Raw genomic sequence first — 12,809 nt, forward strand, 5'->3', positions numbered from 1 at the left:
CCATGATCGATGTCGTGATTGCTGATGCCGTCCGCTCCGCGGTCGGCCGCGCCCACAAGGGCTCTCTTGCCCAGAAGCGCCCCGACGAGCTCGCAGGCGAAGTCATCGCCGGCCTGCTCGCCCGGGTCCCCCAGGTGAAGCCCGCCGACGTCGAAGACGTCATCCTCGGCTGTGCCATGCCCGAGGGTGAGCAGGGCCTCAACGTCGCCCGCGTCGCCGGCATGCTCGGAGGCCTCCCCGAGGAGGTCCCCGCCATGACCATCAACCGCTTCTGCTCCAGCGGCATCCAGGCCCTCGCCCTCGCGGCGGGCAGCATCGCCACCGGCGCCATCGACATCTCCGTCGCTGGCGGCCTGGAGTCGATGTCCATGGTCCCCATGACCGGCAACAAGCTCAGCGCCTCCCCCGAGGCCATGGAGCGCTGCGCCGCCGTCTACACCCCCATGGGCATCACCGCCGAGAACGTCGCCAACAAGTTCCAGATCGCCCGCCAGGATCAGGACGCCTTCGCCCTTCGCAGCCACACCCGCGCTGCCGAGGCGCGCAAGGCCGGCCGCTTCGACCAGGAGATCGTCACCGTGAAGGGCATCCGCTTCGACGCGAGCGGCGAGCGGAGCACCTTCGACTTCCGCAGCGACGAGCTGATCCGCGCCGAGACCACGGCCGAGGGCCTCTCCGGCCTCAAGCCCGCCTTCTCCGCCAAGGGCAGCGTCACCGCGGGCAACAGCTCCCCCCTCTCCGACGGCGCTGCGGCCTCCCTCCTCCTCAGCCGCGCCAAGGCCGAGTCCCTGGGCATCAAGCCCCTCGGCTACTTCCGCGCCTTCGCCGTCACCGGCGTCGACCCGGCCATCATGGGCATCGGCCCCATCCCGGCCGTGCGCAAGCTCCTCGCCAAGACCGGCCTCAGCATCGCCGACATCGATCTCTTCGAGATCAACGAAGCGTTCGCCTCCCAGGCCGTCTACGTCCAGCGCACGCTGGAGATCCCCGACGAGAAGCTGAACGTCAACGGCGGCGCCATCGCCCTCGGCCACCCCCTCGGCTGCACCGGCGCCAAGCTCGTCGCGACCGCGCTCCACGAGCTCCGCCGCCGCGGCGGCCGCTACGCCATCGTCTCAATGTGCATCGGCGGCGGCATGGGCGCAGCCGGCCTCCTCGAATCCTCCCCCGCCTGACCCACCCGGGGCCCCGCCACACCGCAGGGCCCCTCCCCCTCACCCCCCTCCCGCATCCCGACGAGCCCAGCACGTCGGCGTTCTGCCTCGTGCTCGGGTCATGCCCCGCCACGCGCTCGCGCCAGAGAGCGGGCCAAACGGCCGAAAACCCGCAAATCGCACGCAAAGCCCCCCTCACCTCTTCGGGGCGACGTTTCCCTCGGAGCAACGCGCCTCCCCAACCTTCGGCGCGACGTTTCCCTCGGGGCAACGCACCTCCCCAACCTTCGGCGCGACGTTTCCCTCGGGGCAACGCACCTCCCCAGAACTTCGGCGCGATGTTTCCCTCGAGGCAACGCACCTCCCCAGAACTTCGGCGCGATGTTTCCCTCGAGGCAACGCACCTCCCCAAAACTTCGGCGCGACGTTTCCCTCGAGGCAACGCACCTCCCGAAACTTCGGGGCGGCCGCTCCCTCAGTTCAACACACGTCCCGCCACGCCGAGGCCCCCATTGGCGACCTGACGGAACCAATCGCTCACTTCATCGGGGGCATTGGCGACCTGACGGAACCAATCCCCATGCCGCCCCCACGACGACGCCTCAACCGAGCGCCCCACCCTCACGAAGACCTCGCACCCATCGGGTGGGATCACCCCTTCACGAGGGACCTCACATCGATCTCCAGGTTCTCTTCCTCTGCCACCGCGTCCATCGCCTTCCGCACCTTCCCCACCGACACCCCGGCCGGCACATCGATCCGCGCCTCCATCCGGAACAGCGGCGACCCGGTCACCGGCGCCTCGTACGCCATCGCCTCCAGCGACACGATGTTCACCCCCGTCGCCGACAGCGCCCGCGCCACCGCCCGCACGATCCCCTCGTGGTCCAGCGCCTCGGCCGTCACCAGACACGGGATCGTCGGCGCCCGCCGGTGCTCCTCGGGACTCTTCGTCCGCCGCGCGATCACCTGCAGCCCCGTCTGCTTCTCGATGTCCGCCGTGCTCGTCTCCAGCGCCGACACCTCCTCGGGCGACCCGGACACCAGCAGCAGCACGCCGAACTCACCCCCGAGCACCACCATCCGGCTGTCTTCGACGTTGCCCCCGTGCTCCGACACATAGTGGGTCAACTCGGCCACGAGCCCTGGCCGATCCGGACCAAGACACGAGAGCACCAGGAACGCTTCGGTCGCTGTCATATGGCCGAGCATCCTACGCGATCTCCACCACCTGCGCGCGACCCCCGGCAGGCCACCGTCGCGCGCCCCCTGGCTGGTCCCCGGCGCCGCGATGGCTTATAAACGCCCCATGTCCGTCCATCTCACGTCGTTCCAGGGCTCGATCCTCGATGCCGTCAAGAAGGCCATCGAGAGCAAGGTCGAAAGCTCGACTGCCGAGGTCACTGGCGGCGGCGGCCACTACAACATCGTCGTCACCTCCCCCGTCTTCGCCGGCAAGAGCATGCTCGAGAGCCAGCGCCTCGTGTACAGCGCCATCGCGCACCTCATGGCGGGCAACGACGCCCCGGTGCACGCCGTCGACAGCCTCAAGACCCGCGTTCCCTGAACCGCAGCGCCGAGAGCGCCACCTCAAGGCTCGCGTTCCCTGAGCCGCAGCGCCGAGAGCGCCACCCCCACCATCCACCCGAAGAGCCCCAGCGCGGCCACCTTCTGCAGCGCCGGCAGCAGCACGATCGTCGGCCCGCGCAGCAGCATCCCGCGCGCGTAGAGCCCCGCGTCCACCACCGCGGAGAGCAACGTCACCGCGCCCAGGCCGCGCAGCCAGGGCCACCTTCGCAGCCCGACCACCGCGCATCCAGCGGCCACGAATGCCGGCACGCACGCCGTGAACACCGCCGCCGTGTGGAGCAGACCGAAGCGCAGCGAAGGCAACAGCGGCACGGCCACGAGCCCCACCACCGACACGAGCCCCGCCCACCGCACGCCCCTGCCGAGCGACGCCGCCTCCGGGAACAGACGAGGCAGGAGCCACCAGAAGGGCACGAACGCGAAGACCAGCCCGAGCATCCCCACCTGCCCCAGCACCGCGCCGCGGTTGGACATGCCGTTCAGACCCACGGGCTGCGTGAGGTCGCAGAAGAAGTTGCGCCAGAAGTCATGCCCGGGTGCTTGCGGATCGAGCCACGTTCCCCCCGGGTACAGCGCCATCGCCGAACCGAGCAGCGCCCCCGTCCCGAGCACACCGGAAAGGAGCACCCAGGCGAGCCCTCGGGTCTGCATCACACAGCGCAGCACGCCTCACTCCGCGCATCGGCAGTTGCCTGGACGCACGCCATCGCATCTTTCCGACGTCCTCGCCCGCACAGACGCATGACAGAACGCTTCGGACAGCACACGACCTCAGGGACGTGACCCCTGTCGACGCCGAGCATGCACCGACAGCGTAGCTGAGCCCGCCCTGGCTCCGCTATCTTGCCCTTGCATGGCTGCTGATCTCCCGCTCAAGCCGTTCGGCTACACCGCACCCCAAATCCACTTCGGCGCCGGCGCTCTCTCGCGCCTCGGCAGTGCACTCCGCGGCCTCGGCGCATCGCGCGCGCTCCTGGTCTGCGACGCGCACCTCACCCAGGCCGACCTCGCCACCCTCGTCGCGGAAGCGTCGCAGGGCCGCGTCGCAGGCGTCTGGTCTCGGGTCGAGACCGATGCTCCACGCGCCAGTGTCGAAGCAGCCGCCGACGAAGCGCGACGCCTCGACGTCGACGCCGTCGTCGCCCTGGGCAGCGGCAGCGCGCTCCACACCGGCAAGGCGGCCGCCTTGCTCGCTCGACGCGGCGACACCCTCGGCCGCACCAGCGGCACGGTGCACGTCGAGGAGCGCGGCCTGCCGGTGATCGCCATCCCCACCACGGCCGGAAACGGCAGCGAGGTCTCCGGGGTCGCCGTCGTCAAGCACGCCGACCTTCGCCGCAAGCAGATCCTCGTCGGTCGCGCCTTGCAGCCCGAGGTCGTGCTGCTCGACCCCACGCTGCTCACCACCGTCGCGTCGGACCTCACCGCCGCGACGGGCGTCGACGCGCTCACCCACGCCTTCGAGGGCCTCACCAGCACGGACCGGCACCCCATCAGCACCGCCCTCGGCCTCGAGAGCGTGCACCTGCTCCGCAGCTGGCTCCCGCGCGCCGTCGCCGCCCCTCTGGACCTCGACGCGCGAGGCCACACCCTGCTCGCCTCGGCCATGGCGGGGCAGCTCGCCACCACCGCGTACGGCGGCGTCGCGCGCGCCGTCATCCACGCGCTCTCCCTCGGGTGGGACACGCGCCAGGGTCTCGCCAGCGCGGCGGTGCTCCCCTGGTCGATCCGCTTCAACGCGAGCGACGCCACCGCCGCGGCCATCTACGCGCGCACGGCGCCCACGTTCGGTGTCGCCGCCGCGTCCGACGACCGGGAAGCGGCGCGCGCGCTCGCCGACAAGCTCGAACGCTTCGCCGCAGACCTCGGCCTGCCCACGCGGCTCGGCGCGCTCGGCCTTGGCGCATCCGACCTGGAGCGTCTGAGCGAGCTCGCCTTCGCCGACGCCTCTCACGCCACGAACCCCGTCCGCCTCGAGAGCGCCCGCGGCCTCGCCGACGCGCTGAAGACCCTCGTCTGAGACGCCGCGCGCTCGAGACGGCGCGTGGTGGGGCCTCATCCGAGACGCGGCCACGCCTGACGTGCCATGACCTCTGAAGCGTTGTCACGCCGGCTCCCTCGGCACTGACGCGCCGTCACGTCCGAAGCGTTGTCACGCCGGCTCCCTCGGCACTGACGCGCCGTCACGCCCGACGGTCTGGTCACGTTTCACGCGCTGGAGCGCCGACACGCCGGGGTCCTCCTCAGCTCGCCTCCCCGCGAGATCGCCCGAAGCGCGGCCCGTTGTGCGCGCTCGCCGCGACGCACTCATCGCGGCGCGTCACAACTTCAGGTCAATCCTGAGTCATGGCTCCTGAGTCCCCCGATCAGGGAGCCCGTTCGACCTCAATAGATTTACTGCACTCCAACCCGAAGGATCTGGCGCAACCGGAGTATCCGCCCACCCCACCCGAGGAGGTCACATCACGACAACCAGCGCAGCGGACCACGAACCAGAGGACTCCTCCTCGCAGAGGGGCGTCCTCGGGGCATCCCATCCCATTGCTTATGACGGGGAGACCATGCTCGACAAGTCGCGCGTCCTCATCCTCACCATCGATGATACCGACGCCAGTCGCTACCTCATCTCCCGCATCCTGGAGACCCATGGTTACAAGAGCATCGAAGCCTGCGATGGCGCCGAAGGGCTGAAGCTCGCCGAAGAGCGCGTGCCTCACCTCGTCATCATCGACGTCAAGCTCCCCGACCAGAGCGGCTACGACGTCTGCCGGGCGCTCCGCGCGAACCCGAAGACGGCGAGCATCCCGGTCCTCATGACCTCGGCCATGTTCGTCACCAGCGGCAAGAAGGCCGAGGGGATCGAGAGCGGCGCCAACGCTTACTTCACGCAACCCTTCGAGCCGGTCGAGATGATCGCGCTCATCGAGTCGCTCCTGCGCATCCGGCACCACGAGCAGGAGGCCCGCGATCGTACCGAGCAGCTCCTCGCCGCCGACCGCAGGAAAGACGAGTTCCTGGCGATGCTCGGGCACGAGCTGCGCAACCCCCTGTCGGCGATCCTGACGGGCACACAGCTCCTCGCGCTGTGCCTCTCGCCCGGAGAGCGCGCGAGCAAGATCGCGAGCACCATCGATCGGCAAGCGCGCCACCTGACCCGGCTCGTGGACGACTTGCTCGACGTCTCGCGCATCACGCAGGGCAAGATCGAGCTTCTGAAAGAGCGCATCGATCTGGTGACGGCCATCGAGAACGCGGCGACGGCCATGCACTCGACCATCAGCAGGAACCGTCAGGAGCTGACGGTCACCGTGAAGGCACAGCCGCTCTGGATGAACGGAGACGCCACGCGGATCGAGCAGGTCCTCTGCAACCTGCTCACGAATGCCTCCAAGTACACGCCAGCGGGCGGGAGGATCTTCGTCACCGCCGATCAGCAGGGCGAGGGTGAGCAGCCGAGGGCGGTCGTCACGATCCGCGACACGGGCATCGGGATCGCCCCCGAGCACCTCCAGGCCATCTTCGATCTCTTCTTCCAGGTGGATGGTGCGAGCCTCGCGCGCTCGGCGGGCGGGCTCGGAATCGGGCTCACCATGGTCAACCGCCTGGTCGCGCTGCACGATGGCTCGGTGCTGGCGCGGAGCGAGGGGCTCGGAGCGGGCTCGGAGCTGGTGGTGGAGCTGCCCTTGCTCTCCGCGGACGCTTCGAGGCAGAGCGCTGGCGAGGGCGGCCTGGGTCGCCAGCTCCGCGAGCCGGTCCGGCCGCGCCGGGTCCTGCTCGTCGACGACAACGTCGATGCGTGCACCTTGATGCAGGCGGCGCTCCAGCTCGCCGGCTACGAGGTCGACGTGGCGCACGATGGCGAGGCGGGTCTGCAGTCGATCCGCTCGGGGAACCACGATGCGGCCATCATCGACATCGGTCTGCCCTTGCTCGATGGCTTCGAACTGGCCAGGCAGGTGCGCGCGGCGTCGAACACGGCCGCGGTGCCTGCGTCCGGGGTGAGGGCGATCTACCTCATCGCGCTCACCGGCTACGGTCGGCCCGAGGACCGCGAGCGCGCGCTCAGGGCGGGCTTCGACGAGCACCTCTCCAAGCCGGCGGATCTGGAGCGGCTGCAAGCGCTCCTGCGTGCGGTGCCACGGCGCCAGCCGTCGTCGCCCTCGCTGGGCGTTCAGCCCGCGTCGCCGCAGCAGCGGAAGCCCACCTCGTAGCCGTAGTCGCCTTCGTCGTGGAAGGTGACGGTGGGGCGGCAGCGGGCGCGGACCGGCCCCCACCAGCCGCCCTTGATGCCCGAGCGGTGGGGCGTGCGCTCGTCGGGGCGCATGACCCACTCGTTCACGTTGCCGATGAGGTCGTAGACGCCGTGGTCGGAGCGGCAGGTGGCGAGCGCGCCGGCGGGCAGGCGCTGATCGATGGCGTCGAAGGCGGCGCGGCAGGCTTCGTCCTCCATGCAGCGCTCCCACGGGGTGAACACGAAGGTGCGGGGTCGGTAGGGGCGGTCGAAGTTGCACTGCGTGGCGTCACGGGCATGGCCGTAGACGTAGGGGCGCATCGACTCGCCCTCGCAGGCGAAGTTGAACTCGGCTTCGGTGCAGAGGCGCTTGCCCGCGGAGGCGCAGAGCGAGCGCGCTTCTTCCCAGGAGGTGAGGACGCGGGGTTTGTCGCCGCGGCGGTTGGGCCACTCGTAGCGATCCATGCAGAAGCGCATGGGGCGGCGGCGGTCTTCGAAGCAGGTCACGCGCTCGGCGTAGCGGAGGCAGTGGCCGGTCTGCTTGCCGGGCGGCGCGCCGGGGATGGTCTGGTATTCCACGCAGCGCTGCTCGGGCGCGAGGCAGGCGCTGCCCGCGACGAGGGCCATGCCGGTTGCGCAGGCGGGGTCGTCGGCGTCGTCGGCGAGAGCGCTGTCGTCGGTGGGTAGCAGGGCGGGCGTCGGTTCGACGGGGGCCTCGGCCGAGGGCGCTGCGGGGTCGCGTAGAGCGGGCCGGGCTTCGGGAGACGCGGGCGCTTCTGGTGGCGCGGGCGCTTCTGGAGGTTCGACGGGCGGGGTCGCCGCCTCGGGCTCGCTCGCGATGGCTGCGGGCGGCGTGCCGCCACCGGCCGGCGCGCAGGCGCGCGCCGAGAGGGCGACGAGCAAGGGAAGGATGCACTTGTAAGGGCGAAGCGCTGGCCTGGACATGCTGGCTCGGGGACGCCGCCAGGGACTACGGGAGCAGAGGCCATGAACAGGCGGCGAAAGAACTGTTCAGCGCGGAGGAGCGTAGTGCGCGCGGTCCGAGCGAGGCAAAGAAGCCGCGCCGAACGCGCTGACGCGAGGAGACGTCGGAGCGCTCACGATGGCCTGGAGCGAGGTGGCGTCGGGCGGGTCAGGCGGGGCGGATGCGAGGTGGCGTCGGGCGGGTCACTGCTCGACGAAGATCTGCGGGGAGGCGTCGAGGGTCAGGGCGATCTTGCCGTCGACGGGGGTGTGCGTGTCGACGTCCAGTGTGCGGCTGTAGTCCCAGCGGTGTCCTGCGAAGGAGAGGGAGGTGGTCAGCGTGTAGCTCGCGCTGGCGGTTTCGCCGGCGTTGCCGGTGCGTGCCCACAGGACCAAGGCCTGACGGCCGTCGAGGATCTGGAAGGCGGCGCCGCCGACGTCGTCGGGCAAGGCGAGCGCGGCGGTCGTGGCCGGGTCGTGGCGGGCGCCGTCGAGCAAACCGCCGAGGGTGCGGTAGGCCTGGCCGCTGTCGGTGAGCTGGGCCTGGCCAGGGGTGCTCAGCGTGCCGAGGTGTCGGTAGAGGCCCATCAGACCATAGGGGTCGTTCGTGTTGTCGTCGGCGGCGCCGTCGCCGAGGACGAACCAGTCCACGCCCTCGATGCCCGCGGCCTGCGCGAAGACCATGGCCTTGAGCAGGTAGTTGCGGGCGTACTCGGCGCCGCCCGGGTTGCTACCGACGACGAGGCGAGGGGCGCCGGTCTCGGTGACGATCCAGCGCTTGCCGGTGACGTTGGCCTTGGACAGCTCGGTGGCCATCTCGTCGCGCAGGCGGAGGAAGCCCTCGGCGCCGCGGTCGGAGCTGCCCGGCGTGTAGATGGGGTAGTAGTGGAAGCTCACGACGTCGAAGTACGCGGCGCCGGTCTCGGGGTGCTCGGGGGAGACGGCGCCGCCCGCGGGGTTGTCGGTGTAGCGGAGCACGGCGGAGAGGAAGCTCGGGTAGCCGATGCCGCCGAGCGCGATCTTCGCTGCGGGGTCGGCCTTGCGCGCGGCTTCGTGGGTGACGCGGAGCATGCGCACGTAGTCGAAGATGGAGCCGTTGAAGCGCACGAGCTGCTCCTTCGTCGGCGGCTGATCCCACCAGGTCTGCGTGAACTGCCAGTCGGCGACCCAGTCGGGTTCGTTCCAGACCTCCCAGGTGTCGACCCAGGGCTTGTAGACGCTGACGGTCTCGTAGACGTACGTGGCCCAGGGGTTCGCAGGGTTGATGGTGCCGTCGGGCAAGGTGATGGGCTCGTAGAGGCCCTTCGGGATGTACTGGTCGAGCTGCCAGTCCGGGGTGCCAGCCGGGGCGGTGGAGTGCTCGGCGGTGGGGCCGATGAGGAAGGCGGCGTGGCGGCTCATGCCGATGGAGGCATAGGCCTGCATGTCGCCGACCTCGATCTCGTAACCCCAGGTGTCGAGGTGGGTCTCGGAGAGCTTGAGGCGCGCGCCGTTGGCGCCGGCGTCGCGGGCGAGTTCGGCGAAGATGGCGTCGTTCCAGCCGCTGTTGGGGTAACCGAAGTTGATGCCGTAGCGGAAGGGTCCGCCGAGGCCACTGGGGTCGCCGCCACCGTTGCCACCTTGGCCGCCTGCGCCTCCAGGGCCGCCTGCGCCGCTGGCACCCGTGCCTCCAGCGCCGCCGCTGCCGCCGCTGCCACCGTCGTCTCCGCCGCACGCTCCCGCGAGAGAAAGCAGGCCAGCCGCAAGGATCAGAGAGAGGGCGCGTCGGTGCATGTCGGGGACCTCCGATGAAGCGATGGCGGGAGTGTATCCGAGCCCCGGCTTCGAACGCCGTCGGAACCGCAGCCGTAGACGTCGTGTTCCTCGGCATGCGCCATCGGATGGGACGCCAATCTTTCGGCAGAGATGAAGAGGCTCGGGGCTGTTGCTTCGACGGTTCGCGATCGAGATGCAGGAGGAGAGGGCATGGTTCATCCTCGTCGATGGCAGACGACAAAGCACACGACCCCACGCAGGGAGGTGCCCTGGTGGGGTCGTTCGCGGCGTCGGGCGCGCCCGTGCGGTGCCCGGGGGAAGCGGCTACTTGCCGGCTTCGATCGGGGGCTTCAGGTGACCCCAGGGGCTGGGGTTGAAGACGAGCTTCGGGGTGAAGGGCGAGATCGAGAAGAGGATCGTGAACACGACGACCAGGGTCACCGCGCCGAGACCCACGAGCTTGACCGCACTCCAGCTTTTGTCCTCAAGCTCATTCGTCGCGCTCATCACATCCTCCGTGGTTCCGACCCGTCGGCGGGGCGGATGCCGTCCAGGCGGCAGACGTCACCTCTGACAAGAATCCGCGCAGGCGTCAACGTTGTGGCGGGGTTCTCGGGGATTCCAGAGCGCACGTGGCAGCGCCGACGCCCCCACCGCGTGGTCCGGGACGCGAAGTGGGGCCGTGTTGCCGAGGACAAAGCTGGAGAGTTCGGGTGCCCTGGGCCTGAGCCGTCCCCGCCCGAGTCGCGCAACCCTCGCCCGACCTGCTCTCCCGACCCTCGCGGCGTCATCGCCCCGGCGCGGCTCGTCCCGGGCCGTGAGGCTTTCCTTTTCGACGGCAACACCGTGGTCTATGCGCCCGACCGCACGGTCCTGTGGGACTCGGGCCGCATGCCGTCTGCTTCCTCAAGTCGAGCGTGCCCGCCGCCGTCTACTGGGGCGGCGACATCGCCACGGGCAGGATCCTGCACGACAGACAGGGGCCCACGCGACCGAGGCGACGCGCACGTTTCGAAGTCCGTGCGCGAGACGGCCTGACCGCACGCGCCGAGCGCAGGCGCAGTGGTCTGCGACGGTGTCCCACACGGCGTGTCGTCTTCGACGTCGACGCAGCAGCCGACGGGAAAGCGCTGGAAGGAAGAGGGGTCCGGCGCGTCGTCTGACGTTCGGTACGCACCCGATGCACGGCTCCGCCCCCTCATGCGCTGCACGAGCCCCACGCAGCCTCGCGAGCTAGGGTTGCACGGCGTCCGAGCGCCGTGGAGCCATCGCGCGCGGATGCGGACGACACACGTCACGGGGTGGCGAGATTGGCTTCGAGGAATGAGGGGGACGAGATGAGCATGCAGCTTCGCGCACGCATGGGTCGTGGTTCATGGCTGTCGATGATGCTGGGATCGGCCGTCGGGGTGTCGTGCCTGGCGGTGGATGCCGAAGAGAGCGACGTTCTTCTGGAACGTGGCGCAAACGAGGCGTCCGAGGACAGGACGCACGACCCTGGCGCAACCCGCGATGAAGCAGCGACCGCGGGTCTTCGGCTGCATTTCCGGCAGCAGGCCGTCCGCGTCCTCGGAGCGCGCGACAGCCGTGCTTTCGAGATCACGGCGGGGGGCTTCGTCTCCCGAACGCCTCGACCGGATGGCCTCCTTCGCGCCGAGGCCCACCTCCCACGCTCCGGGACGGAGGCCATCCTCGTCAGCGATCCCGAGGGCTTCGCGGTGCGGGTGCGGGCGCTCCACATGGACGGCGACGGGCGGCCCACCGATCGCGCGATCGCCTATGCACGCGCCGGCGGGACGTCGTACTGGACCGCCACGCCCGAGGGGGTGGAGGAGTGGCTGCACCTCGCTCCTGGTGTGGTGCGCTCGGGAGAGATCGTCGCGGCATGGCAGGTCGAGGGAGCTGCGGCCATGACCCTCCAGGGGAATGCCGTTCGGCTCGACGATGCCGATGGTGTGGCGCGGCTGTGGGTGTCCGCGCCGGCCGCATACGCTGCGGGTGGGAGGGAGATTCCCGCGCAGCTCGGCGTCGATGGCACGCACATCACCTTGCGTGTCGACGACGTGCGCGGTGACGAGGTGCTCATCGATCCCTCCTGGACGGCTTCAGCGCCCATGCACAAGGCGCGCGCCGAGCACACTGCAACCCTGCTGAACGACGGGCGCGTCCTCGTCGCTGGCGGAGAATCCGGAATGCGGAGCGTCGAGCTGTACAATCCGCTTTTCAACAGCTGGTCGGTCGGGGCCGACATGAACTTCGCCCACGGAGCCCAGACGGCGACATTGCTGTCCAACGGGAGGGTGCTCGTCGCTGGGGGCGGTAGCGCCGAGGTCTACGATCCTGCGACCAATACGTGGGCGATGACGGGTGCCATGGTCAAATCGCGCTCGTGCCATGGCGCAACGCTCCTGACGAACGGCAGGGTCTTCGTGGCTGGCGGCGGCGACAGTGTTCCCGAGATCTACGACCCCGCGACCAACGCCTGGACGGCAGGGGCTTCGATGGCGTTCAGCGATGCCACCATCGCGCTGCGCGTCAGTTCGGGGAAGGTGTTCGTGCTGCGGCGTAACGTGGCCCAGCTCTATGATCCGCTCACGAATAGCTGGTCTGCTCCGACGACCAGCTTGCGTGAGCACTCCGACGTCCGTGCTGCCTTGCTCTCCGACGGCCGCATTCTTGTCCTCGGGGGCGAATGGGACCTGCCCTATCCGGACGAGAAGCAGCAGGGAGAGATCTATAACCCTGCCACAAACACCTGGTCTCTCGCGTCCGGTGTCACGTTCGCGGGTGGGTTGCTCGGGGCCACGGTGATTTCCATGCCAAATGGAGCTGCTTTTGTCGCAGGTGGTTGGCGTGTGTCGCTTGCCTACGGAGGGCTCGACGTCAACAGGAAGAACATGTTCTTCCATGGGTTGACGGAACAGGTTTCCTCTCCCGTGAATCCAGGTCCGGAACGCGGGCACCATACCGCCACGTCGCTCGGTCCTTCGTCGTCGAAAGTGCTGTTCACAGGCGGCCGGTGGCTCTCTTACCTCGAGCCGCTCAGCTCGACGGTGATCTACAACAATCTCTGACGCTCAAGCATCCAGCCCACGTCCCGCCGCACGCTCGTTCAG

General features: G+C 69.6%; 10 protein-coding genes. 5 read left to right on the plus strand and 5 right to left on the minus strand.

What is annotated here, in order from left to right; all coding sequences use genetic code 11:
- Positions 1–2 precede the first annotated feature (2 nt).
- Positions 3–1,175 carry a thiolase family protein gene (locus tag CMC5_RS40195; protein ID WP_179955505.1) on the plus strand — a complete coding sequence of 391 codons (1,173 nt, stop codon included), beginning with the start codon at positions 3–5 and terminating at the stop codon, positions 1,173–1,175.
- A 630-nt stretch (positions 1,176–1,805) separates the two neighbouring features.
- Here the strand turns inward: CMC5_RS40195 and CMC5_RS48845 are convergent.
- On the minus strand, positions 1,806–2,354 hold the full coding sequence (locus CMC5_RS48845; protein WP_050435369.1) for a glycine cleavage system transcriptional repressor: 549 nt from the start codon (positions 2,352–2,354) through the stop codon (positions 1,806–1,808).
- A gap of 109 nt (positions 2,355–2,463) precedes the next feature.
- Here CMC5_RS48845 and CMC5_RS40205 point away from each other — a divergent pair, with 109 nt between their 5' ends.
- Positions 2,464–2,721, plus strand: coding sequence for a BolA/IbaG family iron-sulfur metabolism protein (locus CMC5_RS40205; protein ID WP_050435370.1), 258 nt, complete (start codon positions 2,464–2,466; stop codon positions 2,719–2,721).
- A gap of 23 nt (positions 2,722–2,744) precedes the next feature.
- On the opposite strand, the gene CMC5_RS40210 is transcribed toward CMC5_RS40205, so the two are convergent.
- Entirely contained in the window at positions 2,745–3,410 is a 666-nt protein-coding gene (locus CMC5_RS40210; protein WP_156339240.1) for a hypothetical protein, read from the minus strand.
- Between the two features lie 187 nt (positions 3,411–3,597).
- Here CMC5_RS40210 and CMC5_RS40215 point away from each other — a divergent pair, with 187 nt between their 5' ends.
- Both CMC5_RS40215 and CMC5_RS40220 read left to right on the plus strand, forming a co-directional pair.
- Entirely contained in the window at positions 3,598–4,764 is a 1,167-nt protein-coding gene (locus tag CMC5_RS40215) for an iron-containing alcohol dehydrogenase family protein (RefSeq protein ID WP_050435372.1), read from the plus strand.
- A gap of 541 nt (positions 4,765–5,305) precedes the next feature.
- Positions 5,306–6,955, plus strand: coding sequence for a response regulator (locus tag CMC5_RS40220; RefSeq protein WP_050435373.1), 1,650 nt, complete (start codon positions 5,306–5,308; stop codon positions 6,953–6,955).
- Here CMC5_RS40220 and CMC5_RS40225 read toward each other — a convergent pair.
- The 3 genes from CMC5_RS40225 to CMC5_RS40235 all read right to left on the minus strand — a co-directional run bounded on the left by CMC5_RS40225 (position 6,916) and on the right by CMC5_RS40235 (position 10,200).
- Positions 6,916–7,920 (minus strand): formylglycine-generating enzyme family protein, encoded by a 1,005-nt coding sequence (locus CMC5_RS40225; protein WP_050435374.1) that lies wholly within the window; start codon positions 7,918–7,920, stop codon positions 6,916–6,918. The genes CMC5_RS40220 and CMC5_RS40225 overlap by 40 nt on opposite strands.
- A gap of 222 nt (positions 7,921–8,142) precedes the next feature.
- Positions 8,143–9,711 carry a glycoside hydrolase 5 family protein gene (locus tag CMC5_RS40230; protein WP_050435376.1) on the minus strand — a complete coding sequence of 523 codons (1,569 nt, stop codon included), beginning with the start codon at positions 9,709–9,711 and terminating at the stop codon, positions 8,143–8,145.
- Positions 9,712–10,017: 306 nt separating this feature from the next.
- Positions 10,018–10,200, minus strand: a complete 183-nt coding sequence (locus tag CMC5_RS40235; RefSeq protein WP_050435377.1) for a hypothetical protein — start codon at positions 10,198–10,200, stop codon at positions 10,018–10,020.
- A gap of 836 nt (positions 10,201–11,036) precedes the next feature.
- Between CMC5_RS40235 and CMC5_RS40240 the strand changes: the two genes are divergently transcribed.
- Positions 11,037–12,767: a Kelch repeat-containing protein gene (locus CMC5_RS40240; RefSeq protein ID WP_169796807.1), complete on the plus strand. Its 1,731-nt coding sequence runs from the start codon at positions 11,037–11,039 to the stop codon at positions 12,765–12,767.
- The last annotated feature ends 42 nt before the right edge of the window (positions 12,768–12,809 follow it).

Origin of the sequence: Chondromyces crocatus (assembly GCF_001189295.1) — a bacterium.
In the GTDB taxonomy this organism is placed as follows: Bacteria; Myxococcota_A; Polyangia; order Polyangiales; family Polyangiaceae; genus Chondromyces; species Chondromyces crocatus.

Bases quoted from the DNA above. Each gene is read 5' to 3' on its own strand.
- CMC5_RS40215 (WP_050435372.1), top strand. From the start codon at position 3,598: ATGGCTGCTGATCTCCCGCTCAAGCCGTTCGGCTACACCGCACCCCAA.
- CMC5_RS40195 (WP_179955505.1), top strand. From the start codon at position 3: ATGATCGATGTCGTGATTGCTGATGCCGTCCGCTCCGCGGTCGGCCGC.
- CMC5_RS40240 (WP_169796807.1), top strand. From the start codon at position 11,037: ATGCAGCTTCGCGCACGCATGGGTCGTGGTTCATGGCTGTCGATGATG.
- CMC5_RS40205 (WP_050435370.1), top strand. From the start codon at position 2,464: ATGTCCGTCCATCTCACGTCGTTCCAGGGCTCGATCCTCGATGCCGTC.
- CMC5_RS40230 (WP_050435376.1), bottom strand. From the start codon at position 9,711: ATGCACCGACGCGCCCTCTCTCTGATCCTTGCGGCTGGCCTGCTTTCT.
- CMC5_RS40225 (WP_050435374.1), bottom strand. From the start codon at position 7,920: ATGTCCAGGCCAGCGCTTCGCCCTTACAAGTGCATCCTTCCCTTGCTC.
- CMC5_RS48845 (WP_050435369.1), bottom strand. From the start codon at position 2,354: ATGACAGCGACCGAAGCGTTCCTGGTGCTCTCGTGTCTTGGTCCGGAT.
- CMC5_RS40235 (WP_050435377.1), bottom strand. From the start codon at position 10,200: ATGAGCGCGACGAATGAGCTTGAGGACAAAAGCTGGAGTGCGGTCAAG.
- CMC5_RS40220 (WP_050435373.1), top strand. From the start codon at position 5,306: ATGCTCGACAAGTCGCGCGTCCTCATCCTCACCATCGATGATACCGAC.